At 55.6% G+C, this 24,859-nt stretch carries 20 protein-coding genes and 2 pseudogenes; 10 read left to right on the top strand and 12 right to left on the bottom strand.

The features are described 5' to 3' along the window. Nucleotides 1-5: 5 nt before the first annotated feature. Both FHT71_RS13455 and FHT71_RS13460 read right to left on the bottom strand, forming a co-directional pair. Complete coding sequence (locus tag FHT71_RS13455) at nucleotides 6-521, bottom strand: hypothetical protein (protein WP_183720185.1); 516 nt, start codon at nucleotides 519-521, stop codon at nucleotides 6-8. Nucleotides 522-610: 89 nt separating this feature from the next. Next, complete coding sequence (locus tag FHT71_RS13460; protein ID WP_183720188.1) at nucleotides 611-1,069, bottom strand: SEC-C metal-binding domain-containing protein; 459 nt, start codon at nucleotides 1,067-1,069, stop codon at nucleotides 611-613. Nucleotides 1,070-1,434: 365 nt separating this feature from the next. On the opposite strand from FHT71_RS13460, the gene FHT71_RS13465 reads away from it, so the two are divergent. After that, complete coding sequence (locus FHT71_RS13465; protein ID WP_183720191.1) at nucleotides 1,435-2,991, top strand: hypothetical protein; 1,557 nt, start codon at nucleotides 1,435-1,437, stop codon at nucleotides 2,989-2,991. Nucleotides 2,992-3,148: 157 nt separating this feature from the next. Here FHT71_RS13465 and FHT71_RS13470 read toward each other — a convergent pair whose 3' ends face one another. Genes FHT71_RS13470 through FHT71_RS13485 form a run of 4 tightly spaced genes read right to left on the bottom strand, consistent with a single transcriptional unit; the run spans nucleotide 3,149 to nucleotide 6,964 of the window. Next, entirely contained in the window at nucleotides 3,149-3,796 is a 648-nt protein-coding gene (locus FHT71_RS13470; RefSeq protein WP_183720194.1) for a DNA-binding protein, read from the bottom strand. After that, nucleotides 3,771-4,961, bottom strand: a complete 1,191-nt coding sequence (locus FHT71_RS13475; protein ID WP_183720197.1) for an XRE family transcriptional regulator — start codon at nucleotides 4,959-4,961, stop codon at nucleotides 3,771-3,773. The genes FHT71_RS13470 and FHT71_RS13475 overlap by 26 nt, the downstream gene beginning before the upstream one ends. Then, nucleotides 4,945-6,339, bottom strand: a complete 1,395-nt coding sequence (locus FHT71_RS13480) for a 7-cyano-7-deazaguanine synthase (protein ID WP_246717998.1) — start codon at nucleotides 6,337-6,339, stop codon at nucleotides 4,945-4,947. The genes FHT71_RS13475 and FHT71_RS13480 overlap by 17 nt, the downstream gene beginning before the upstream one ends. After that, nucleotides 6,320-6,964, bottom strand: a complete 645-nt coding sequence (locus FHT71_RS13485; protein ID WP_246717999.1) for a hypothetical protein — start codon at nucleotides 6,962-6,964, stop codon at nucleotides 6,320-6,322. The genes FHT71_RS13480 and FHT71_RS13485 overlap by 20 nt, the downstream gene beginning before the upstream one ends. 240 nt (nucleotides 6,965-7,204) lie before the next feature. On the opposite strand from FHT71_RS13485, the gene FHT71_RS31620 reads away from it, so the two are divergent. The 5 genes from FHT71_RS31620 (at nucleotide 7,205) to FHT71_RS13510 (ending at nucleotide 14,646) form a co-directional block, all read left to right on the top strand. Then, on the top strand, nucleotides 7,205-8,095 hold the full coding sequence (locus FHT71_RS31620; RefSeq protein ID WP_246718000.1) for a hypothetical protein: 891 nt from the start codon (nucleotides 7,205-7,207) through the stop codon (nucleotides 8,093-8,095). Between the two features lie 301 nt (nucleotides 8,096-8,396). Next, nucleotides 8,397-9,923: a Shedu immune nuclease family protein gene (locus tag FHT71_RS13495; RefSeq protein ID WP_183720200.1), complete on the top strand. Its 1,527-nt coding sequence runs from the start codon at nucleotides 8,397-8,399 to the stop codon at nucleotides 9,921-9,923. A gap of 71 nt (nucleotides 9,924-9,994) precedes the next feature. After that, the gene (locus FHT71_RS13500; RefSeq protein ID WP_183720203.1) at nucleotides 9,995-12,067 is read left to right on the top strand and encodes an ATP-dependent endonuclease; all 2,073 of its coding nucleotides are present in this window, start codon (nucleotides 9,995-9,997) and stop codon (nucleotides 12,065-12,067) included. Further along, nucleotides 12,060-13,820 (top strand): UvrD-helicase domain-containing protein, encoded by a 1,761-nt coding sequence (locus FHT71_RS13505; protein ID WP_183720206.1) that lies wholly within the window; start codon nucleotides 12,060-12,062, stop codon nucleotides 13,818-13,820. The genes FHT71_RS13500 and FHT71_RS13505 overlap by 8 nt, the downstream gene beginning before the upstream one ends. Before the next feature lie 208 nt (nucleotides 13,821-14,028). Then, nucleotides 14,029-14,646: a hypothetical protein gene (locus tag FHT71_RS13510; RefSeq protein WP_183720209.1), complete on the top strand. Its 618-nt coding sequence runs from the start codon at nucleotides 14,029-14,031 to the stop codon at nucleotides 14,644-14,646. Between the two features lie 147 nt (nucleotides 14,647-14,793). Here FHT71_RS13510 and FHT71_RS13515 read toward each other — a convergent pair whose 3' ends face one another. From FHT71_RS13515 to FHT71_RS31630, 4 genes are all read right to left on the bottom strand, one after another. Beyond that, nucleotides 14,794-15,486: a hypothetical protein gene (locus FHT71_RS13515; protein ID WP_183720212.1), complete on the bottom strand. Its 693-nt coding sequence runs from the start codon at nucleotides 15,484-15,486 to the stop codon at nucleotides 14,794-14,796. 236 nt (nucleotides 15,487-15,722) lie between these two features. Continuing rightward, complete coding sequence (locus FHT71_RS13520; protein WP_183720215.1) at nucleotides 15,723-16,664, bottom strand: hypothetical protein; 942 nt, start codon at nucleotides 16,662-16,664, stop codon at nucleotides 15,723-15,725. Between the two features lie 275 nt (nucleotides 16,665-16,939). After that, entirely contained in the window at nucleotides 16,940-17,230 is a 291-nt protein-coding gene (locus FHT71_RS31625; RefSeq protein WP_246718001.1) for an FCD domain-containing protein, read from the bottom strand. Between the two features lie 29 nt (nucleotides 17,231-17,259). Then, the gene (locus tag FHT71_RS31630) at nucleotides 17,260-17,484 is read right to left on the bottom strand and encodes a GntR family transcriptional regulator (RefSeq protein WP_246718002.1); all 225 of its coding nucleotides are present in this window, start codon (nucleotides 17,482-17,484) and stop codon (nucleotides 17,260-17,262) included. Between the two features lie 45 nt (nucleotides 17,485-17,529). Here FHT71_RS31630 and FHT71_RS13530 point away from each other — a divergent pair, with 45 nt between their 5' ends. Next, complete coding sequence (locus FHT71_RS13530) at nucleotides 17,530-17,754, top strand: hypothetical protein (protein WP_183720381.1); 225 nt, start codon at nucleotides 17,530-17,532, stop codon at nucleotides 17,752-17,754. Nucleotides 17,755-18,286: 532 nt separating this feature from the next. Next, nucleotides 18,287-19,780 carry a type II and III secretion system protein family protein gene (locus tag FHT71_RS13540; protein WP_183720220.1) on the top strand — a complete coding sequence of 498 codons (1,494 nt, stop codon included), beginning with the start codon at nucleotides 18,287-18,289 and terminating at the stop codon, nucleotides 19,778-19,780. Nucleotides 19,781-20,317: 537 nt separating this feature from the next. Here the strand turns inward: FHT71_RS13540 and FHT71_RS13545 are convergent. Beyond that, complete coding sequence (locus FHT71_RS13545) at nucleotides 20,318-21,415, bottom strand: IS1595 family transposase (RefSeq protein ID WP_183720223.1); 1,098 nt, start codon at nucleotides 21,413-21,415, stop codon at nucleotides 20,318-20,320. 115 nt (nucleotides 21,416-21,530) lie between these two features. After that, nucleotides 21,531-21,803, bottom strand: a pseudogene (locus FHT71_RS13550) (Tn3 family transposase); the annotation flags it as partial. On the opposite strand from FHT71_RS13550, the pseudogene FHT71_RS13555 reads away from it, so the two are divergent. Together FHT71_RS13555 and FHT71_RS13565 are read left to right on the top strand one after the other, a co-directional pair. Continuing rightward, nucleotides 21,792-22,920 (top strand): annotated as a pseudogene (locus tag FHT71_RS13555) (IS1182 family transposase); the annotation flags it as partial. The pseudogenes FHT71_RS13550 and FHT71_RS13555 sit on opposite strands and share 12 nt — an antisense overlap. An 886-nt stretch (nucleotides 22,921-23,806) precedes the next feature. Beyond that, entirely contained in the window at nucleotides 23,807-24,823 is a 1,017-nt protein-coding gene (locus tag FHT71_RS13565; RefSeq protein WP_183720228.1) for a TRAP transporter substrate-binding protein, read from the top strand. Nucleotides 24,824-24,859: the final 36 nt, after the last annotated feature.

Consider the following 24,859-nt stretch of genomic DNA (forward strand, 5'->3'; position numbering starts at 1 on the left):
CTGCATCAATCGACGTGCTGGGCGCTCACGGCGAGGTCGGGTGAAGGGAGATACTTCCGAAAGAAATCACGCCAAAAGCGGACCACGACTTCCAAAAGGTGCGCGGCAGGGAGCCACCGCTGGTCTCCAGCCTCTTCGCCCCAATCGATCACGAGATATCCTTTTCCATATGGTCCAACACCAAATCCGCCTTCGCCGTAGCCGCTTACGAAAACTGTCTCAAAACCTGCCTCTCTCGCAAAATGCTTTGAGCCGTTCGCCAACTCCTGTACCAATCGGAACCAGACGCAGTGTCGGTCAATCCACTGCAAGAACTGTTCTCGGTCTCGTTTGGAGATGCCCATAGCGTCGCGAGCAGCCTTGTCTTTACTTAGCCAGTCCCCCCATACCCACTCGTGAAGATGATAAGCGGTGATAGCGCAGTGCATTGCGCGTCTTGCCGAATGTGGCTCGGCAGCGAAATCGTCAAAATCATCAACGAGCATGGCATAGAAATCTTTTGCGCTAAGGATATCAAACATCTTTGGCAACCATCCTCCGAGTTCGAATTTAGTTAGCTCGCATCAATTAAGGCGTTCGCCGTCCCGCCTTAAGATATGCTCGCAGAATGCTAAGCGCGAGGCCCAGAATTTCCATGACATTGTTTGAATTTCCGGCCGCTCCCGCAAAAACAGCGCGCATTCCTCGGTGTATATTTCATAGCAAGCTGAACCGTCAGCCTGGCATTTTCCATTTGCAGCATTTGGATATGCCGCGCGGCGGGTCCGCTCACTTGGATCTCCCCGAAGCCCGGAAGCCTGTCCATTGCTTTGTTATATTCGTTGGCGCTGTCGAAAAATGCCTGGATCAGCGGGTCGCGTGCAAGAGCATGCCGCTGATTATCGCGACGAATGCCTTCATTGTCGAAATCGTAAGTCGCCGTGTCATCGCGCACAAACAAACGATGGGTGATGTTTTTCAACGAAGAGGGTGTATTGTCGATCCACATACCTTCCAAGCTCTCGTAGATCGCATGGTGCTCCGCTTCAATGTAGACGCCTGGCCACTCCCAGACTGCCCAACCGAACACTATGCGGCCTCCCTCAAGCGCGACTTTCCTCGCAACATTCGGGAAACATTCTTGAGGCAGAGATCGAGGGTCAGGAAATATCTCCAAAAGGCGAGGCCGAGTTTCGGGTGCGATCCGGCGGCAGAATTCTTGGATATGCCGGTCATCGGGAGAAGGCGTTCGTGTCAGCAAAAGATCAACCCTGAAGCAAATAGATATCAATACCAGGTCGGTATCTAAGCAATACGTTGAAACTTGTTGAGTACAAAGCCTTCTCGATTGATCGACCCCAGAAGTTAACTCTACGATAGACCATGACGTGAGCTCGTCGTAGCCGGCGAGGTACGCCGTTCTGGCGGTGCATCAGTTCTGGGACAGGTGAGCAAATGGAAACGCGTGACGTTGGTACGATGGGTGAAGGTCATTTCCTCGGCTGGTGCCAGCCGGAGGGCTTCCGCGCGCAAAAGTCACTCGTTGATCGCCTAGGTTGGGACTTTCTTCTGGAACGCGAACCCGTACGCTCGGCCACCACGCCGCTTGATCAGCAGAACGATCTGCCGAAGTTCCTCGTACAGGTCAAATCTACGGATCGCCCAGCGGACCCACCCCGCATCAAACTCTCAGCTCTTAAGCATCTCGTTGACGCTGATTTGCCGGCCGCCATTGCTATCCTCGAATACGGCAAAGGAGCGCGGTCGCCGACCCGCGCCCTGATCGTCCGAATTGATGAGGAGATCATCTACAAGACATTACGCCGGGTTAGGAAAGAGGAAGCTAGCGGCAATCGCAAGCTACATCGTGTGACAGTGCGCATTCCTACGGGGCGGGCTATCGAGCTTGGTCGTGATGGTGAAGGCTTATCGAAAGCTCTCGATGGAATTCTTGGAGGACCGTTTTCCGCCTATCTCGAAACCAAGGTTCATCAGCGTCGGACATGTGGTTTTGAAGACGGTTCGATAACTGGACACTTTTTCATCCCAGGCGAAGACGCGAGAGAGAAGGTTCATAGCCTTTTTCTCGGAAGGCGCCAGGAGATCGATGTAGTGGATCTTACCGTGGAGCGCCGACGGTTCGGCATCCGTCTCGAAAACGATGCGGACTTCTTCCGCGAAGCACTCATTGAGTTTCGCGCCCCATCGCTCATGTCAGTATCGATCGAGCTCGAAGATGTTGAAGACGGAAGCTGGGCGAGATTTCCAGCTGACATGTATGCCGTCCCACCCTTCGTGAAAGGCAGTCGAAGTGCTCCAACCCGTTTCGTGAATTCGTTCTTTGAGGTTACACTCGATTTCGAAAAGGAATGGGCGGGTATTGTTTTCGACTACGACGGATCCCGGACTGTCGATTTGAACGAAGCGGTGACCATCATTGAGGTGGGTGCCATATTGGCCAAGTCCAAGAAGAGAGTAAAAATCGACTTTGGCAAAGGAGTGGTTGATTTGCCCACGGCCGAAGGAGAGGAGGGGCCATTCCGCAACTGGATACCCGTCGCTCCCATGCTACGGCGAATGGCGACAGCGATCGAAAGGTATTCGGGCCGTAAACAACAGCAGGTCTTGCTCTCAGAGTTTTATGATTGGGTCGAGAATTACCAGGAGCTGCTTGCGCTCGGCTATCTACCGGGCGTGAATCTTTTCGTTCCACCATGGGAGGGGGATGCGGTCGTTGACGATCAGGATATGGTTGTTGCACCGCTATCTCTCGAATTAGCGGGCGCTCAATACACCGCAGTGATCGAATTTCCTGTCGAATCGCAGAGCCGAGAGGGCGGCGAGATCAAGATTGTTGGCGGCCAACCGCGTGTTGTCGACGATATCGCCCGCGCGCCGGGCGCTGGGACAGAGGACTTCATAAATCGTGCTGTCGAACGTTCAAAGAGAGAGCGCAAATCCGCGGGTCCGTTACTCGTGCTCGGCCCATTCGAAAGCTGGAAGGCAGGATAGTTTTATTGCGGTGCTGTACTACCGTTCAATCGAACGGCTGGGCGTCCCTTTAGGCGAGATCAAATGGGGCTCCGTCGTTCTTCGGCGTTCGTATTTTTCCTTGGGGGTCTCACAGCTTCTGCCTGCGCGCCCGCCAATCCGTGCGGGGACGAATCTGCTAAATGATCAATTGGTTCACCTGTCTTTTCTGCTGTTCGCGACGTGAGAAGAGCTGCTTGTAACCCGGGAGACAGGTGCAGTATTCGGCATTTTCGATGCCTATAATACCGACAACATGGGACGTGCTTTCTGGAGGAATGCGCATTCGACCATCGCGCAGTGCCCGGAAAAGGGCCTCCCTATGACCCTCCGCCCCAAGGCTCTCAGCAGTTATCGGGTGAAGAACGAGATCGAGCGACCATGCAGGTTCGATGCCCATGATTGCACTGGCACGAATTCGGCCGCGTTTCTCGTCTATAACCGGATAGAGGCCCCTCGCGCTGGCGACCGCGATCGTCGCCGCCTCTCCGTCATCGAGTGAAGGCGATACTGAAGTGAGCTCGAAGAACATCTCGAATTCCTGGTCCGACAGATCAACCAACATGACGTGTCCAGCTGCGGAAAGTGCCCGCAGGAAAGCCTCTTCGCCATTGCGACGGCTCGTCTCGTTTTCAAGCTCGCCAGCTACGACGTTCGCGACGACGATCGGATTTGGAATCGAAGTGAGAATATCGACCCCGCACCTGGAGGCATGCAGGTTGATGAGCACGCTCGTATCAAGAACCAAGGGGACGGTATCGTCACTCAGGGAATTTGAGTAGGTCATCCGTCTCTTTTTCCTCAAGCTCGATTTCGTCGACGATCTCACGCACCTGCAGCCTGGTGATTTTCAGGAGTTCGGCGAGCTGCCCCTCAGACATTAGCTCGCGCTTCCAAGCTGCATGTGCCATCAAGCTCATTCGTTGCGAGACCAACCGGTCTGCATCGGCTTTTCCGACGTCGCGCCGGTCTGCAGCGCTTCCAAGAACCTCTCGTGCTTGTTCGTCCGTGATACCTCCGTTATCTTCGAACCAAGACCAAGTTCCCTTCTTCACAAGGCCCAGTTCTTCCAAACGCAGAACGCAGGCCTGGCGGGAAATCCCATACTGGTCCGCAAGTAGAATGACGAGACGGCGCGTCGTCTTTCCAGTGATCTCCTTCAGTTCTCGAAAGCTCTCGCCAAAACTCTCTGCGGGCGCGACGAATGCGCGGCCGAAGGCGTTTGCGTAGCGCTCGTCCCGCGACAGGAATTTCTCGTCCTCTTCGAGGACCTCAGGTATTTGCCGCGTCCCATAGAAATGCCCGGTTTCGTGTGCCGCGGTCTGGACCCGGCGAGGCAACGGATGGTTTGCGTTCAGCAGAATGCAAGCGCCCACGTTATCATCGTAGGTGAATAGGCCCGCCACACGTGACTTTGAAGAGAGGCGCCGCTGGTAGAGACGAATTCCGAGCCCCTGCTCCACGATGGAAAAGATATCAGCGATTGGGCCTGATCCCAGCCCGAGCCAGTCTCGAAGCTCCTTCGCATGGGACTCCCCTAACGCGACTGCGTCACCCTCGTTGAGGCCCCGCTCTGGGGGATAGTTGCGGCGACGCTGTATACCGAGAATGTTTTCGAGCTCCACGTCTGCTTTGATCAGGTCATTAAGCAGTCGTATTGCCTCTAGCGTATGTTCGTCTTCCGTCTCTCGCAGCTTGCGGAACCTCGGCATCAGATCCGTATGGACCGCCTCGCGTCGCAGCAAGGCGTTTACTGACACGCCGTAGTGGCGAGCTAAACTCTGGATCTCTTGGATGCGAACACGCCTTACGCCCTTCTCGATAGAGACCAACGTCGGTCGGGAGACACCGATGAACTGTGCAGCGTCATCTTGGCGAACATCAGCGTTCTCGCGAGCAATCCTGAGCCGGCGACCAATTTCTTGCGCGCTCAGCTCATTTAGAACGGTCATAGCGGCCTCCGTCCATCCAGCTGTTCAAGAAGCTTTTTTCACCTTGTGCGGACAAGAAGGTCCGCCATTCTCGGGCATGCGTCATTAACATCATTCTCAAGTTTTGAAGGGTAAGCTCATAGGCCTCACCAGTCGCGGCGGCAATCTGCGAAGCGAATGGCCGCAACGCGGCATCGGGCAAATCGGACATTGCGGCGAGGTGGTCGAGGTGGCGAGCCGCCACGCTTCCATATTCAACCATGATGTCGCGATCAGCTTCGTCGCTGATGTTCGCGAGCGCCGTCTCAACTTCTGCAGCGGATAGATCCGAGACAACGTAGGTGTCACTCGGCTCTACGACTTCTGCCGCGTGCAGGCTCATTCGACGCAGGAGGCAGGCAGCGCAAAGACCGCATTGCCGGCGGCGCTCGGCATTGACGATCCTGCGCGTCTGCCAGCACGAACGCGTTTTGATCAAATGCTGGTGCTTCTTGCCCGCCAGACCCAGAAACGCCGTCATCGTCTCACCTTTAGTCGACCATAGGCGGGGCTGTTCAAATTTGATGCTGCAGTCCAGCAAAGCCCGCGTGAACCTTTCCATTTTCCTGAAAAACGTCGGGAAATTTCTGTAATCAGTGTAGATATTGTAAAGCGGCACGAGCACCGGGCCGAGTGCACCTTGCCCGCTCTCCGGCACGATGATCCGGCTTATATTCGAAATGTGCGAGGCGATTGTCGCGATCGCCGCGAACTGGAAGCCGCGAGATCGGAAGCTGCTCTCTTTTCCCTTGAAACCCTTCACCCGGAAGGGGATCTGAGTGAAGTGGCTGTCGCCATCCATCCGGCGCTGTTTGGTGCCGGCAACGCGGATACACAGCGCCTCTGAGGAGGGGCCGCTCAGCGCGGACGCTGCGCGCGAATCCAATCCGTTGCTATAGGCGATCGCGAAAGTCTTCGGCTGGTCAAACATAAGCGGTACCTGCCGCCAACCTATCGGAGACGCGTTTGCGGCTTTGACAAAATCGAAACGCCAGCTGTCGCCGGTCAGAAAATTCATGGCGCTTCGGAGTGACGACTGAACCTCAGGCTTTGACCAGCACGCGTGGTCGATGACCGGGATCGTAACATGCAGGTTGCGCAGCCATGATGCCGGTCGCCTCCACCGGCGGTCGGCGAACTCGATCGCGGCTGCCAAGACCATCAGGTCATAATGTTTCGCCCCGAACCCCTTCACGTCAAAGCTATCAAGAATATCAGGAACGAACTGTATGTGTTTGCCGATCTCGGCAACTACAGCTTTATCCAACTCCGGACGTTGGATGGCTCGACCCTTCTCAACAGCGACGAGCCGCTTTTCTTGATGGGCCTCTAAGGGCGCTTCAGTCTTCATCTGGTCCATCGTTCACATCCGTGCGTGCGGTCCGGCGGAACGCGTTCTTATTGCCATTCTCGAGGGCAGCACAAACGCTGCCAACATCAATGCTCGCAAAGGTTTCTCGATTTCGCTGAACGCCCTTTGCAAAATCCGACCGATTCATGTCACCGACATCTCTGGCGCGAAGACATTCCTCGTGGATACGATTTTTAGCGTTTTCGAGAAGCTCGCTGACAGCGCTCCCGAGGGCCGCATCGAGCGATTTTCGTTCCGACATCCCCTCCCGAAGATTGCAGAGGAGATTTCGCTCGAGCGCATCGCCGAAAGACGAGCGCTCGTTGTTGTCGAAGATGGATTCAGTCGCGGCGACGGAATCTAGATCCATCTGGTCACGCGATGCACGAGAATCCAGTTCACGATAAAGGCGGTCGAAGGCCTTCGTATCGATCGCACCAAGTACACTGTGACAGGCCTGCTTAGCACGCTCATCCTGGGAAGCCGCGTCGTTGACGAGGTCCCGTCCATACTGCTTCCACTTATTGCTCAATGCAGAATTTCGGAAAGGTCCGTCAGTCATCATCGCCTCCAATGTTTGCAATGTGGCGACAAAATCTGACAATGTCAATATATGAATGAAAAAAGCTGACATTCCAGTTATGCGGTCATCGGTTGCAAAGAGAAATGTTGGGCGAACGCACCAGATGGAAAAGGTGCATTGGCAGGCATGCCCATCATCATACGGCTGAAGGGTCGAAGCTCGGCATCATATTATCTCTCAACCGCTTGAATCCGATGATAATATATGCACCCTGATCGTCCATGGATTGCCGATTGCACATATTCATTGCTCGCGGGGATCTTGCTACGTATCGCTACTTGGATGGCTTGTATGGACTCTGACGCGATCGTTTCTCTGACTGGTTCGGATTTCAATTATCATTACAAGGAGCTTCCGACCCGCTGCTCTGACCGTGAGATCAAAAACTATATCAGCCGGACACGAGATCTATTTGATCCGATCGCGCGTGCTTTTGAAGATGCACACAACACCGACTGGTTTATCCGAAGCTATCTGGCACTAAAATACGTCCTTGGCTCTACGGTTCTAGCGAATTCTGCTGAGTATGCCGAAGAACGTAACCTGCAGGTGACCCTGCCCTATCTGCGATACTATGTGCTTCTGAACTGTAGCCGCGCATTTCTCCTGACGCTTCCGTGCCTTGGTTGGCGGGGCGAAAAAACAATCGAAATGACGCACAACAATATCCTCAATCTGACCGGTGACAAACTAAAGCGCCTCGGCCAGCGCCACGAAGATACGGTGAAACCGAGGCTACTCGCTGCAAAAGACCAACGAGAATTGTTCTCTTACAGATTTCCGTCAACGGCTTTACGCATATTTGGTGATGACATTGTATCCGTTGACGAGGCGATTGACATCGCTCGCCTTTTGACGGACTTGGCGCAAATCAATCTCGCCTGCCTCGAAAGTCGGGTAGGAAGGTATCATCCGAAGAGGAGGTTCGGTCTGCTCGATGTCGACGACATGTGGCATACGATGCAGTACGACGTTATCACGGCATCTCTCATTGATGACGAGGATTACAGCCGAGTTGCATATTTTGTTCGGAAGTACACAGGCCCCGCATGCCTGGGAGCCCTAGCTACGGATGGACTCGTCGATGAGTTCTTCAGCGCGTGGTCGCCACTAAACGACATAGATGATGAGGTCGCCTTCAATGCTGACCGCCAGTGGAATCTGTTGCTGGATATATGGTGATATCCCGACAGCTTTGATCGCATTAGTTTTGCCTGCTCTGCGCCCTCATCCCGGCCGAATAGGGAGTTGAGACGATATCTCGGCGCTGTCATCGGCGGCAGGCTTATATTAACGGCTGCATCGAGGTGCGAAGCTCGGCGCCCGACTTCCCGCTCCAGCTGCAATACAGGTTGGGGTCCAGCGACATCGCTATCCCCATCTTTATGCCAATCTGCACCCTTTAAGTGGCGATATTGCGCCGGACGAGTTGCCTGCGGCGACCAGCGCAGTCATGTTAGCGGTAATTTGGGGCGAAAGAACAGTGGTCGAAGATAATACGCCGAAAGTTCAGCAGGTTAGGGAGAGGATTGAGGACGGTTCCATCCTGTTCCTTTATACTCAGCCTAACGGATTTCAAGAGTTCACCGTCAAGGTGACCGATGGGATGCGTCAATTCCTAATCGAGGAAGGAAACGCGAAGGTGTTGGACTTCGGCAGCCACGAAATATTGCTAGCCGAATACGACCCAGAGCTGAACCTGCTCACCACCTATCCAACGATCCTTCTCCCCCGAAGCTCGTACTTTGGCACCAACAAATACCGCTCGATCCAGCGCATCAGTGTCGATGAGGCTATGCCCATCTTCGATGATGAGGAGAATGACGACGGCAGATATCACTTCCGCCAGTTTCCGGCTGGTTTCAGTTATGACCCGTTCGACGGATTTGGGCTGATATACATGCTGCGCTTCATCGTGGAAGCTATCGAAGAATTTGATAACGTCGATGAAATCCGCATCACTCGTGGTTCCGAGACCTCTATTGAGGACCGCATTTTCTTTCTGCCGAGGTCGATTTACGAGCCGATCCGCAAGACTCTAAACCGTACGCACAAAGCCGCCGTTGATTTCGCTAACGTTGAGAAAAAGAACTTCCTCCTATCAGACCTTGTCTTTCCCTTGAAACCAATAAGTGAGCAGCGACCCATTGTGCGTCGCACAAAGGGGGACCTCCACGCGATCCTCGATGCTGCTATCAACGCTCCAGGGAGGCGATCACAGGCGCGATCGAGGAACCAGTCAGCGGCCGTCCGTGTCGTCAAATCGTCGGCGAAAGAGCTCCTCAACGAAAATCACGACGAACTTCTCGAACTCAACCGGGAGATCGAGCTCGTTACACTGGAAGATGTGATCACGAAATTCGAGGACCGGCTTGCCGATGAAACACTGAAGGAAGGGAGTTGGCAGAAGTTTTTGTCCAAAAACCCGTTCATCCTCCGGCTGGCCTTCGGGCTGCCAGCTATGATATTCAAGGAACAAATGCCGGTCGGCGGGGTGGACATTGACAACAAGGGCGGCAAGCTCGCCGATTTCGTTGTCAAAAGCGGAGCCATCGGCAATCTATCCATCGTCGAGATCAAGACGCCCAAAGCGAAACTACTCGGCAAAACGGAATATCGCGGCGGCATTCATGCGCCCTCCTCTGGTATCTCCGGTGCCGTCACGCAAGTCATGGACCAGCGCTACCTTCTTCAGGAAAATATTGGCCAGCTATTAAGATACTCTCGAGGGGAGGAAGCCTCCACATATGCCGTCGGGTGCATCGTCATCATAGGCACTACCCCGACAATCGAAGCTCACAAGAAGTCCTTCGAGTTGTATCGCAACAACCTCCGCGGCGTTGTGGTCATTACTTTCGACGAACTGCTGGAGAAGCTGAAGGCACTCCATGAGTTTCTTAAAGAGCCTCCGGTGGAGGACATGGAGGAGACCGACGAGGTCAGCGATACCATCAACTATAGCATCGGCGACGATGAGGATCTGGAAGACGACGACGACGGCGAAGAATAGTGCGCTCTCATGGCGCATTGGGCAGATTTAACCGCGAGAGCTGAGCGCGGTAAAAACAGGGGCGGGGGCTGATGCGGATCAAGAGCGTTGACATCGAGAATTTCCGACTATTGCGGCAGGTCGGGGTCGGCCTGGAAGAGCGGACGACCCTGGTTGTAGGGCGGAACAATAGCGGCAAAACGTCGATCGCGGAGTTATTTCGGCGACTCCTGAGCGAGAAATCGCTGTCGTTTCGATTGGAGGATTTTTCGCTGGGCTGCCACGAAGAGTTCTGGGTTGCTTTCGAGGCTTTCCAAGCTGGGCAGCTGGTGCCTGATGTGGTCGCGCTGCTCCCAGCGATCAAGGTTTCGATTGACATCACGTACGATGTCGACTCGCCGGACCTTGGCCCGCTCAGCGACTGCATCGTTGATCTTGATCCGGACTGCACGGATGCACGCCTCATATTGACTTACGGACCACGCCCGACTGCGCCGGCATTACTCTTTAGCGGCGTGGCGGTCGGCGACGACGTCGCGGTCAACCGGCTGAACTTGTTTCGCGCGGTGAGTGTGGGGCTGTCCGGCGCGTATGGAGCATCGCTGGAGGCAGTTGATCCCAATGACCCTACTAATCGCAAGGCACTGGAGCCAAAGACGCTTACAACGCTGATCCGGGGTGGTTTCATCAACGCTCAGCGTGGGCTCGATGACGACACACACCGTGAGCGCGACGTTTTGGGCAAAGTCGTGGAGGTACTTTTCCAAACTGCGCTCACCGACCCCGTCGACCCTGAGAAGCGGAGTACGGCCGAACAATTGAAGGCGGCCGTCGAGCAAATTCAGGGTGATCTGCACGCAGGATTCAACGCGAAGCTCACCTCGCTGCTGCCGACCTTCGACCTGTTCGGTTATCCCGGTCTTTCCGACCCCGGCCTCGTAACAGAGACAAGTTTCGACGTCGATAAGCTGCTGAACGATCATACGAAGGTCCGCTATGTCGGCGTCAATGGGATGACGTTGCCAGAGACCTATAATGGTCTCGGCGTTCGCAACCTCGTTTACATGCTGCTCCAGCTGTTGCGGTTCTTCCGCGAGTTCCAGGCCGCCCCGACATCGGCCGGCGTGCATCTGATCTTTATTGAGGAACCGGAGGCGCATCTTCATCCGCAGATGCAGGAGGTCTTCATCCGGCAACTGGATCAGATCATCAACGCGTTTGTTTCTCAGCTTAATGAGAATAGGCCTTGGCCCGTCCAGTTTATTGTGAGCACGCATTCCCCTCACATGGCGAACGAGGCTGGGTTCGAGGCCATGCGCTATTTCCTTTCTGTGCCAGATGGCGATGGAATGCGCCGTTCCGTTGTAAAGGATTTGCGCAGAGGAATGGGTGGCGCGCCGGAACCGGACCGCGAGTTTCTTCACCAATATCTGACGCTGACGAGGTGCGATCTATTCTTTGCCGACAAGGCGGTGCTCATTGAGGGCACTGCAGAGCGCATCCTGCTCCCCGAGATGATTCGCAAGAGCGATGCCTCTGCGGTCGGTGAGCCGCAGCTCGGAAGCCAATATCTTACGGTCATGGAGGTCGGCGGGGCTTATGCGCATCGTTTCTTCGATCTGCTTACCTTCCTCGAACTGCGCACCCTCATCATCACCGACATCGATTCTGTGACGCCTAACGGCACCGGAAAGCGGGTCGCTGTGCCGGTGGCGGAAGGCACGTTCACGAGCAACGGATGCCTCAAAGCGTGGTTCGACGCCGATGTGTCGCCAGCCGCGTTGCTGGGGAAATCCGAGGCAGAGAAGACGACTGGCGGCCGGCGGCTTTCCTTCCAGGTGCCGGAGGTTGATGGGGGGCCGTGCGGCCGGAGTTTCGAGGACGCCTTCATCCTCGCAAATCCTGTTCGCTTCCCGCTTGGCGACGGTGACCGGGCGTTGGCCGCCTATGAGTTGGCTGGTGATCAGAAGAAATCGACCTTCGCCTTGGAGCATGCGATCGTACGCACAGATTGGATTGTGCCGCGCTACATCAGCCAAGGTCTGCGCTGGTTGGCGCAGGGCAATCCGGCGCCAGTGCAGCCGGCACCTGCGGTTGCTGTTGAGATCGTCGCGGGCGTTGCTGGAGTAGCGGTGAACGTCGCGGAGGTTGGCGATCATGGCTGAAGAGGTTGAGAATCCTGCAGATGCCGCCGGGCGAATTGCACTCGAACGGATGTTCGCCTGTCTCGACGACGGCACCAGCTTTCGGCTTGAGGCTGGCGCTGGCGCCGGCAAGACTTTCTCGCTCGACAAGGCGCTCCGCCGTCTGATCGATCGCCGGGGTGCGGAGCTTCTTCGGGCTGGTCAGCAGGTTGGTTGTATCACCTATACCAATGTCGCCAAGGACGAGATCATTTCGCGTATCCAGGCGCATCCCGCTGTGCGCCCTGAGACAATCCACGGGTTTTGCTGGTCCCTCCTGAAGGACTTCCAGTCGACGCTTCGGGCACTTGTTCCCAATCTCGACGGCTGGGCAGAGCGGCTGGATCCTGTCGGCGGCATTGGCGCGCGACGCGTCCACTATGAGTTGGGATATCCAAGCGTCGGCGACCATCAGGTCACTCTCCGGCACGACGACGTGCTGGCACTCATGATTGAAGCGTTGAGCTATCCCAAGTTCCGATCTGTGCTTACAGCCCGCTATCCAATTCTCCTGATCGATGAATATCAGGACACCGATGCAGGCTTCGTCGATGCGATCAAGGCGCAATTTCTCGAAGGGGGACATGGTCCGCAGATTGGCCTCTTCGGCGATCATTGGCAGAAAATCTACGGAGAGGGCTGCGGTTTGGTCGACCATCCGGCGCTGGTGGTGATCGACAAGAACGCGAATTTCCGGTCGACCCACCCAATCGTGCAGATGCTCAACCGAATGCGACCAGCGCTCCCTCAAATGGTTCGCGATCCCGCGTTGCCGGGTGAAGCCCGCCTGTTTCATACCAACCAATGGCCTGGTGCTCGCCGTACCGGGCAAGGTGGTGGTCACTGGACAGGCGATACGAGCCCGGAGGCAGCGAAAGCGTATTTCGCGCATATCAAACAGCGGCTGGCTGGCGAGGGATGGGACTTTGCGGTCGAGAAGACCAAGATCCTCATGCTCAGCCACAGCGTGCTTGCCCGGGAGCAAGGCTATGCGAACATCCCGCCGATCTATGGACAGTTTAATGATCCCTGGCTCAAGAAGGACGATCCACACATCAAGTTTCTCGCAGATCAGCTCGAACCCGCATGCGCAGCGTTTGAGGCCAAGCGATACGGCGAAATGTTCGAGTGCTTTGGGACCGGGGCGCCGAAAATCCGCAAGCATGCTGATAAAGTCGCTTGGACGAATGCCATGACCGCCTTACTCGCTCTGCGCATGTCGGGCACGATCGGCGAGGTTGTCGATTACATCGCTGGTCAGCCGCACATGCGTCTACCGGAGACTGTGGAGGAAGCGGAGAAAAGGCTGGCTGATGCTGGCCCTGAACCGATCGAAGGGGAGTCTCGGCGGGTCACTAGGCTGCGGAAGCTTCGCGCCGTTCCCTACATTGAGCTGATAGCTCTCGATCGGTTCATCGACGGGCACACGCCCTTCGCGACCAAGCACGGCGTCAAGGGTGCCGAGTTCGAGAACGTATTGGTGATCGTTGGCCGCGGTTGGAACAAATATAATTTCGGTCAGATGCTTGAATGGATAGAAGCGGGGCCGCCCGCCGATAAGGTCGAGTTCTTTGAAAACAACCGCAATCTTTTCTATGTGGCGTGTTCTCGACCAAAGGTGCGGTTAGCCTTGTTGTTCACGCAGCTGCTCAGCGCTAATGCCATGGTGCGGCTGAGTGCGTGGTTTGGCGCGGACAACATCGTCGCGCTCCCTGCTGATCCGGGGGTGGCATGAGCATCGCGCGAGATGAAGGCCGGCTTGATTTCAGTGGCTTGAGCGATATCGACGCTCGGAATGTACAAAAGGCGATCGCGCGCGGCGACAATTTCCAAAGGTATATCCCTTCGGAAGCACTCGGTTTCATTGTTCGCAATTATTTGGAGCTTGCAAGGCTTCGGTCCTTGGATCCCGCTGCGAGCAAATGAAGATGGAGTGATTTGGGATGGGAACGTGGGGTCTGAGACTGAAGCCGGGTAGGGTGGATCAGGCTATTCCGCTCCTGTCGGAAAACGTGATTGCGATCGGTTGGAGCGACTCCGACCAGTTGCTGAATCGACCGCTGTCTAAAGACGACTTCCGGGCAATCCTGAAGCGTGACTACCCGGATGAAAACCTCGCAAATGCTCTGGAGCACACTTGGCGTTTCATACGCGAGATCGCGCTTGGGGACGTCGCTGCCGTTCCCCATGGGGATGACGTTTACTTCGTGCAGATCGGAGGTGACGCATACTCCGAGGCCGCGGGAGCCGATACAGACACGGTGATACGCCGGCCAATCATCCGACTTCTAGACGGCAAGCCACTTGCTCGCCATGGTCTCCCCCAGTCACTTCAAGACAAGCTTGCTTTTCCAAAGACAAGCGCCAATTTGAAAGCTGTCGGCCAGCTGCTTGTCTATGAAAAGAGACTGAAACGAGATTATCGTAAAATCCTCATCCTTCCGAAGGGCATGAGAGCGACAGCACGGGACGTTCTGGTCTCCCTCGACATTGTCATCGTGGACTATGATGATCTTCGTTCGGGGGTCATATTCCACTGGGGAAGCGCGCTTGATCAATAAGCCTCCGCGCCGCACTCTGAACCGGTGCGGACGCCGCACCTCGGAGGCTCGGCGATCCGCACGTAGAGGAGGCCAAAGCCAAAATGAGACTGGCAATTTGATCGTGATTTCCGCGACCTACTATGTACCGGTCAACTGGTCCACGGTTCATATCCTTTTAGGGGCTCTACACCTCTGAGCCCAGCTTAATGGGCTTGAATCGAAGTATGTCAGGCCATTAGGCGCATTAAAAGCTGGGCGAATTTGCTCAGGGAAAAGATTTACAAAAGACATTTGCCCGCTGTCCTCGAAATCGTTTCGATAGCAGATGCTATCGAAGCCAGAACTGAGTAAAGCATCTTGGATCAATGATATGGCCTCCGATTTGGAGCTGTCCATGATTGCTTCAGCATCAGCTGTAGATAGAATTTGAGCGTTTAAAAGCTGGCTGACAAAAACTGAAATATCGTGGGTGTCTCCGGGATCCACCAAGAAGATCGGCCGGGTCGCTCTCATCGCCACCATGTAAAAACTGCCGAATCCGACGTTGTTGCGTGGGCTTCGATCGATCCCACTTTGCGTGAATTGATGCTCTTCGGGGTAAACAAAATAATTCTTGTTGTAGCTTCTCACCCAGCCATCGCGTGCAGCTAGAGCGGTGCCAAAATGCGATAACGGTCGAAATTCTTCAATTAGAGCGCATGTCCCGTGGAGTAGTACCATTGGGCGCCCCCCGTCTTGTAAAACCGATCCCGCAAACCAGCTTACAAAATCTCGCTCATTTAGATTAGTAAGTTCGGCACGGAAGGCTTTCGGATCGAATCCCTTAAATTTGCGCCCAAACGAAAATAGCTTTCTCATTGCTGCCGTGACCTTCTTCCAATGATAACAATAAGGTACTTATCGCTGCTTTCGCATCTTCTTGTTAATGTGCCATTATCGTTAGCTAGTTGTTCGGCTCTCCTTGTGGAGTTCAAAGCGGGCACGCGTTTTTGTCATCTCCGGTCCAGAGCCCGATGCTGGGGCCGCTGAACCATATTTCCTACGATTGCTGGGTGGACGTAACGAGACGCGTGTATGCAATAGTCGCCTGGAAGCTAGCTAAGCACCCGTTCCCGGATTGCCTTGATTTTCTCCCTGTCTGCACAAAGGAGGATTTGCCGGATATCATGCGCTTTATGCAGCCAGCGACCGTAGTGTCGAAGGCGATCGAAGGCGGTCCCTGAGGATCGGAGACCGGGAATGTCGAAGTTGTACTGCTCAGCGACATACTCGCACACGCCAAGAGCTTGTTCGGGCGAGGGGAGATCGCCAGTACCGGCAATCATCTGTCGGACCCTGTTTGTCATGAAGTCAGACAGCCTGAATGGGCCCCCGGGAACTATAGAGGGCGAATGCCAGCTGACTTCGTCGCCGGAGGCGCTAAAGGCGTAGAAGTGGCGGTGTGTGCTTACTCTCTCGTGCGGAGCGATCGAAATATGGTTCCTTAGAAAAGGCTGGAAGGCGTAGCGGCTCAACCATGCGCGATGCCCGATATCCGACAATAGCTCGGCGCGTTTCCATATCCAAGGGTCGTCAAGGTGCCTCTTGCCGGTCAGCAAATCGACAAAGTAGCGCTCCTTGTCCAGATGTAATGGCGCGACGTAGATCGCGTGACTGCTTTCAGGTCGGTGATGATCCAGAAGTATGTTGTGCTGGAAATCGCTGGCGTGCTCGGCCATAGCGCGAAGACCAAAAAAGAGTGTGGGATCGTCTGACAGCATATTGTCTCTACGAAATCGACGGACAGATTGCATCTTGTCCTCAACTACGCGGCGCTTTCGCTGTTCCGGAGGAAGCGGCTGCAGACCCTGCGACTTTTTGAATTGTATGTAGATCGGTACGGTGACCGTCGAAAGCTTGTCGGCACCCGTTTCTTGCTCGTCGATATCAAGAAGCCGAAAGGGCATCTCGTTTGAGCACCAACCTAGATAAAACGACACGTCCGCTTCGATCTGCTTTTCCGAAAGCTGGCTTTTTAATAAGTACGATGGAGACATGCCGTTACTCTTGACTAAGTGATTTGATCGTTGCCGGAGAGAACTCGACAAGTTGCTTGTTACCGAAGGCTGAAGCTGGCGGTGCTGTGCACTATTCTGCGACGTCGGGAAAGCCGGTAAAATTTAATCGGAACTTTCGCGGCGCGGAATTCTGTGGCCGGCCTCATTTCGGCCGTTACGTTAAAGACCAGTATACCTCTGCGGCCGAGCAATTTCAGCGCGTTAGCTCTATATAAATAACAGGGTTGAAGGTTCCTATCCTTTCAAGGCGCCCATTACATCACCTTCCGAACCTCCACCTCGAAGACCGCCACATGATCCGTTGCGATCTTCTCGGCCCGATCCGCATCACCTGAGCAAACCGCCTCCAGCATCAGTACCTGCTCGCGAAGAACGTCCTCGAGACGAGGGACTAACGTCGGGCACCACTTCATCGCCACGTATAGGATCCTTAGCGACAGGTTGTGATAGTGATCCAGCGTGTTAGAGAGATATGGGTTCTTCGCCGCCTTGTAGACGAAACGGTGAACGCGCCGGTCCAGAGCCAGGATATCTTCCAGCGCCATTGGTCCAGTCGTCTCCTTCAGCTCCTCGATCAACTGACGAGCGTCCAGCCTGCGAACTCGCGTAGACGTTCAGCGGCAAGCCGCGTAGCCCAAGATTCGATTCGTGCGCGCGCTTCGTAGACATCCGTCAGGTCGTTGATGTCGATCGTGCTCACGAAGGTGCCTCGCCGCGCGCTGACGAAGACAAAGCCGTCATACTGCAGACGTTGGATCGCTTCGCGAACCGGCGTGCGACCGACGTCCAGCCGCTTCATAAGCTCGGCTTCGCGTAGAAGGGTCCTGGAGGGAGAACGGTCGTTATGATGTCATCGCGTGTGTCACTTCTTGGTCTCGGTGGAGGTAGCGAGCACCTCAAACGGGTTTATGTTCTCGCCACGCTCCAGCACCTGGAAGCCAAATTCTTCGTCTGCTACCTTGCCGAGGAGGTCATCCGCATCGACCATGTCGCCTGTTTGTTATTGAACGGCGGTCAATCCCTGAAGTACCGATACAAAACCGTTTTGATGATCAATCTCGATCGTTGAGCGGTTCTCTGATTCTTTCTTGACGGTGATCATCTCAATTCCTGTCGCCCAAACCGCAGCTCCCCGTACGTTCTCGAATTCCAGAACAACATTTGAGTTGGGCTTTATCGTTCCCACGATTGGCCAGTTCAGTTTTCCCGTGACGAGTGGAACCTTGAGCACTTCTCCCGGAACGATCCCCAGGTCGCTAACGCCACCATTTTGTAGCCACAGGGAATCCGTTGTGACACCAAATAGAGCGGCGATATCCGATATGTCGCCGGCCCTCTGCTGGAAATGTAGCCACCAGTGCCAAGAGACGTATCTAGAGTCCGAATTACGAGACGAGCATCTGAAACACGCAAAAAACGTGCGCGTCGAAGGTGGTTCGCCAGTTTGCAAATGGCGCGTTGCTATCGAATCAACACATACCCATCACAACACGAAAAGCCGTCGCCTCTGGCCACCGGATGTGGAGAGCCGTGACGCCTCGCCAGCATCCCCTCAAGGGCGACGATAATTGATCGCCGAAGACTGATTGAAGGAAGTGCGCATGGGCAATATGAAGCGCGGCACAAGGTTGAGCAAAACTGCCAGCATGGCGTTAGCAATCGCGTTGTCCGGCATTGGACTGGCTTTTCTTAAAGCTGACGTCACCTGGGCCGATCCTGATGGTATGACCATCATCACCCAGACGGGCACTGGCGCTCATCGTAGCATAAAGTTGGGTTTGAAGAAGGCGCTCGTCGTTGACCTGCCGGTCGACGCCCACGATATTCTCGTAGCTGATCCCACCATGGCCGATGCAGTCACACGTAGCTCTCGTCGCATCTATCTTTTTGGGAAAACTGTCGGTCAGACAAATATATTTATCTTCGGCTCCGATGGTCAGCGCATCGTCAACCTTGATATCGCTATCGAGCGCGACGTTACCGGTCTCGAAAGTAATCTCCGACGCTTCATCCCAGATTCCAACATCAATGTTGAAATCGCGTCAGACAATATTGTTCTGACAGGCACGGTACGCACACCGCAGGACGCCGCACAGGCCACCCAACTCGCACAAGCCTTTCTGAAGGGCGGTGAAGCAACGACTCGCAACGAAACTGCCACCGCCTCCGGCGGAGACAACGCTGTGCAGCTATTTGCGGAAGGCCGGCAGAGTTCGCAGATCGTCAATTTGCTTCGTATTGAAGGAGAAGATCAGGTCACACTCAAAGTTACCATCGCAGAGATCCGGAGAGACGTGCTGAAGCAACTCGGATTCGATAATTTGATTTCAAACTCCGCGGGCTTGACTGTTGCCCAACTGGGAACACCCGCGGCCGACGGTGCAGCAGCAACAACCGCTGGCGGCTTGGCAGCGCTTTTCAAAAGCTCTATCGGTAAATATGACATCTCGAACTATCTGAACGCGCTGGAGCAGGCCAAGGTCGTCAGGACGCTAGCTGAGCCGACATTGACTGCAGTATCCGGCCAGGCCGCTACCTTTAATTCGGGCGGTCAAGTGCTCTTCACCACCACCGATAATGACGGTAAGGCGACGGTCACTCCTTTCGACTTCGGCATCAATCTTTCCTTCAAGCCTGTGGTCTTGTCGTCCGGCCGCATCAGCCTACAAATTACGACGAATGTCTCCGAGCCGGCGCCGTCTGCGTCCGGCGCGCAACCGACCTTTCAACGTCGTTCAGCTGAAACGACGGTAGAGCTTCCGTCGGGTGGCGCGATCGCGCTAGCAGGCCTTATCCGCGACAACGTTGCTCAAACTACAAGTGGTACTCCCGGCGTGAGCAAGGTTCCGCTTCTCGGCACATTGTTCCGGCAGCGCGTCGTCCAGCGTGATGAAACCGAACTCGTCATCATCGCTACACCCTATCTCGTCCGCCCGACGGCCCGCAGTCAGCTAGATCGTCCCGACGACAATTTCAGCCCGGAGAATGACGCCAAGACTTTCATGCTCAACCGCATCAACAAGCTTTACGGCGGCCGGGATATGCCAGCACGCGAGGGGCAGTTCCACGGGTCAATCGGTTTCATTTACAAATAGGGAAGTTGAGCAGCAGACCGCGAACGGAAATCAATGCATAAGAGCAGAAGATATCTGTTAGGATCAATTAGTTAAATATTGGTTACGCGCCTACGCCATTGACAAGGTTGCTGCCCTCGTCGCACGAGCGCAGGCCGAGGACGAGCAATTTGCACGCGACATGGCGACGTTCCTCGCTGACCTCGATTGAGGTCAGCTTTCGAGGGAGGCGTCATCCTCCCTCGAACTTCTTTTGTCCGCTACAAGCCGTAACGTTGTGGCGGGTGCTTACTCTTTGTCGTTGCGTCACAGTCGGCAAGTCTATCCATTTGCAAGGAGTTCGACCGCGGAGATTCGGCAATCGCGGCCGCTGCGGGTCTTGGCATCGCGCTTCTGATAGGAGACCGAAAGTAAACTGCGCTTGGCTGAAAATAAGTTGTCATCGAGATTGGCTTCCACGAGCCAATTTCGATGATCCCGAATTTTGATGGCCAGTGTCACCAGGACGCACTAATAGGGACGGGAACAAGAGGAGTGCAAAATCGTACGCGGCATTTATCAACCAAAGACAGCTACGGCTGATTTGATGCTGATGCCGCCATCCGGGCTTCGACGCATCTGCCGCCCGATCGCCGCGCGAAAGACATTCGGCAACTGCAGGGCTGGAGGCACGCGCGACCAGAGGGTTCGCACGATTGCGCGGCCATTCCGGGTTTTGCGAACGGTACTTCCTGTGACGACACGCTGCGACCAGCGGAAGCCGATCTCGTGGAAATACAGATCGGCATGCTGCGGACTGATGTGGTGAAAGACGCCGGCAATCGTGCGGCGAACACGCGAATTGAACCCTTCTACCGAATTGACGTGGACAGCGTCGCGAACATATTCGCCGCTGGAGTGCTTTACGGTCTCATGCTCGGCGAAACGCTCACCAATGGCCATGAACGCCTTCGCCTCGTCGCTCATCAAGCGGGCATCGGGCGTGATCTGCGTTTCGATGACGCGCGCCGCGCCGCGGAACGAAAGGCCGGTCACGACCGCGGCACGAGCATCGCCCGCCGGAGCGCCCGGCGTGTCGTCGTTCGGCCGCTGTACCATCGCCATGACAGGCGTTTTCTGCGTATTCGGCTGACCTTTTCGGCCTCTTCCGGGCGGTGGATCATCTGGATGCTTCTTTGGGCGGCCACCGAGATGGAAATGGTCGATCTCCACAGTGCCATCAAGCATGTGCTCGCGCGCAACCATCAGGCGCAGCGCATGCCCCATGCGCCAGGCGGTGGGCTGGCTCACCCCGAGAGCCTCGGCGAGGCGCACCGAGGACAAGCCCTTGTCCGACTGCAGCATCAGCCACATCGCTTTGAGCCACATACGCAAGGGAAGCTTCGTGGCGTGCAGGGGCGTGTGGGTCGTCACCGTGAACTGGAACCGGCAATCACCGCTGGAGCATTGATAGAGACCCGGCCGTGCACGACGCTTGCCCATGTCGCGGCCGGCTATCGCGATCGAGCGTTTGTAACCACAGGCTGGGCAGATTCTCCCCTCCGGCCACACCATGCCTTCCAGGAGTCGCCGACAATGCTGCTCATCCTCGAACGCCACGATCATGTCTTCGACTGTCCGAATGTTGGAAAGCGTTGCCAGCATCGTTTCAGACATCCTGATTTCCTTCGCTTCAAGCCCGAAGAATCGCATGGAAAGCAGTGGAGTACAAGGGTATTGCTGTCTTTGGTTGACAAAGGCCTCGTACGCTAAGGGCGAACGGAATGAGAACTTATGCGACCCGCCGCAGCCCGCCTGGCAGGCGGGGCGATCGAAATCCGTTCAGCATCTGATGTTCGGCATCCCAGGTGTAGATGCCGGTAAGGTTGATATGCTCCCAACTGAGCGGCGAGATGTGCTTCAACAGAGTATCAGGAATATCTCGTTCTACTCGTTTCAGCTGTGTGACCGCGCGGTCAAGATAGACTGTATTCCAGTGGACGATCGCACTGACGACGAGGTTGAGACCAGAGGCGCGGAACGCTTGGCTCTCCTGAACCTCGCCTATCGGTGGTTCTGCCGGCTCGGCCTGGAAGGCGATGTGCCGGATCGTTCGACTTTCTCCAAGAACCGGCATGGCCGCTTCCGGGATAGTGATCTGCTGCGCGAGCTATTCGAGACGACAGTAAGGCGTTGCATCGACGAGGGTCTTGTCGGCGGCGAAGGCTTCGCCGTCGATGCGAGCCTGATCAAGGCGGATGCGAACAAGCAACGCTCGGCGGAAGGGTCGGAAACTGTCGACTGGAGTGCGATGGCCGAGACCCGTCGCTCGGTCCAGGAATATCTCGACACGCTCGATGACGCGGCGTGGGGTGTGGCCAGTGAGGTGAAGCCGAAGTTCGTATCGAGGTCTGATCCGGCGGCGCAGTGGACCGGAGCGCAGAAGGGCCATGCCTTCTTCGCTTACGCCACCAACTATCTGATCGATATGAACAATGCCATTGTTGACGTCGAAGCGAGCCGGGCGATCCGACAGGCCGAAGTCGGCGCGGCACGCACCATGATCGAACGCACCCAGGATCGCTTCGACCTTTATCCAGAACGGCTGGCCGCCGATAGCGCCTATGGTTCTGCCGAGATGCTGGGCTGGCTGGTGCACGAGCGGGGGATAGAGCCGCATATCCCGGTCTTCGACAAGTCCGAGCGGCGCGACGGCCCTTTCGAAAAAGCCGACTTTGTCTACGACCACAAACGCGATCTCTATACCTGCCCTGGCGGCAAGGAGTTACGCTCGCGACAGATCACCTACAAAAATGAGCGTCCGCTTGTCGACGAGGATGGCATGGTACGCTACCGAGCCAGCAAGCACGACTGCGATCCCTGCGCCCTGAAACCCAAATGCTGCCCGAACACCCCCGGCGCGCAAAATACCACGCTCCATCCATGAGGGCGCTCGCGACATGGCTCGCGATATCGCCAAAACGGAAGCCTATGTCACTTCGAGACGGGAGAGGAAAAAGGTCGAGATGCTCTTTGCTCACCTCAAACGCATCCTCAGATTGGATCGCTTGCGACTACGAGGGCCGAATGGAGCTAGAGATGAGTTCCACCTCGCAGCCGCAGCCCAAAACCTCCGGAAACTCGCAAAGCTAATACCGACGCCGATGCCGAAACCAGCATAAAGGGAGCTGCACCTTGGCGCGCCAGCCGCAATCCAGATGCTGCCGCACGATCTCGACGCGACTTTATCAACGGTATCGGTGCTTCTCTACCATGACGGCAGTCGGCCCTAAGCCGCCGTTGACAACTCGCCCGTCTGCCATTCATTTCCTTTGGATGATCAGCGTCCAGAAAGCCTGCCCTATCGTCACCAGAGCTACCGAGCATGGGCTCGAAGTTCTCGACTTTCGGCATCCGTCGGCGGGGTGCCAGTTTGTGAAGGTACCATTGAGGAAGGTGAACTGCCTCGAGATGCGGCTAGCCGTGAACTTCTTGAAGCAAGTGGTTTGGTATGTCCGGTGGAGATGGCTGCCTTGGGAACAACGGATGTAGGGCCGGAACGGATAACCTGGCACTTCTTCACTTGGGGCTCGACAGGGCTCCCGGACTGCTGGGAATATGCTACGGACGACGATGGCGGCCACACATTCGCATTCTTCTGGCATCCAATCAGTTTGCCGCATTCCAGTTCGTCTGCAGTCGTCGAGCTGCTCGATGACTGCCTCTCGCGCGTTCTGGCCATCAATAGCGTAGCGGCGTTTGCGGAATAGCTATTCGAACTTGGTCAATGTGCGAGGAAAAGATCGCTTACCCTCAACCTGCATGCAGCGTTTGCTTAGTGATGGCAGAAACCGTGCCAGGGTACCACCAGACGACGACAATCACTCAAGTTGAAAATCCCTGTTTTAACGCGCCTTGACAGGAATTTAGGGAAAAGAGTATATTGGGTCGGTGTCCCGAGTAGCGGGACATTCTTCACGGCAGCGTCGTTGGACGACGGTCACTTGAAGGCTGAAGACGGGATGGAGAAACGGATGGCCTTGGTGGCTGACCTTTGGGAGCGAGGAAATGATGACGATCAGCAGACGAAATTTTATCGGTGGCGTTTCGCTATTGGCGGCCGCCACGACGTTCAGTGTAAAGCGCTCTCAAGCGGCGGAGTTCTCCTACAAGCTTGCCCTTGAACTTCAACCACAAGAGCCGATGCCAAAACGCATGCTCGAAGCGTGCAAGCTTATCGAAGATGACACCAAAGGAAGGCTTGTCATCCAAGGCTTCCCCAACGGCCAACTGGGAAATCCGGTCGAGGAACTCAGCCAGGTCCGATCAGGTGCGGTAGAATTCCTCACGTCTTCTTTTGGGATTTTGTCGAATATCACGCCCGCGGCCGGACTGCCGACTTTGGGCTTTATCTTCGAAAGCCAGGAGAAGATTTGGCCGGCCATCGAAGGAGAACTCGGGAATTATCTGGCCGATCAGATCAACAAGCGCGGTGAGATTGTTGTGTTGCCAGGGGTCCACGATCTCGGCATGCGGCACGTCACAAGCAACAAGCACTTCATGCTCGAGCCGAAAGACCTTCACGGTTTCAAGGTGCGAACGCCCCCTACACCCTTCCTGACGTCGCTTTTTTCAGCCCTTGGCGCGTCTCCGACCCCGATCCCTTTTGCTGATCTCTATACTGCACTGCAAACAGGCCTGGTTGACGGGCAGGAAAACCCGCTCACCGTGGTCGACACCTTCAAGTTCAACGAGGTGCAGAAGTTCTGCACTCTCACCGGTCACTCCTGGGATGGGTGGGTACCGGTTGCCAACAAGGACGCTTGGGAACGCTTGCCCACCGATATTCGAAACGTGGTCTCCCAGCGATTTAAGGAAGCAGCGCTCAAGCAGCGTCAGGATTTTGCCGGTCTCAACCAGACTGTACAAGTCGATCTGGAGAAACGCGGCATGCAGATCAAGGCTCCGGCTGCTGGCCTTTTCCGCGAGACGCTTCGTTCGACCTCATTCTATGTCGACTGGAAGAAAAAAGTCGGGGGCGAGGCCTGGTCGGTGCTGGAAAACGCGGTTGGAAAACTCGTCTAGTCTCGACTGGCGGTCTGCAATGTCTGAGCGAACTCC

Source organism: Rhizobium sp. BK060 (genome assembly GCF_014193145.1).
Taxonomy (GTDB): domain Bacteria; phylum Pseudomonadota; class Alphaproteobacteria; order Rhizobiales; family Rhizobiaceae; genus Rhizobium.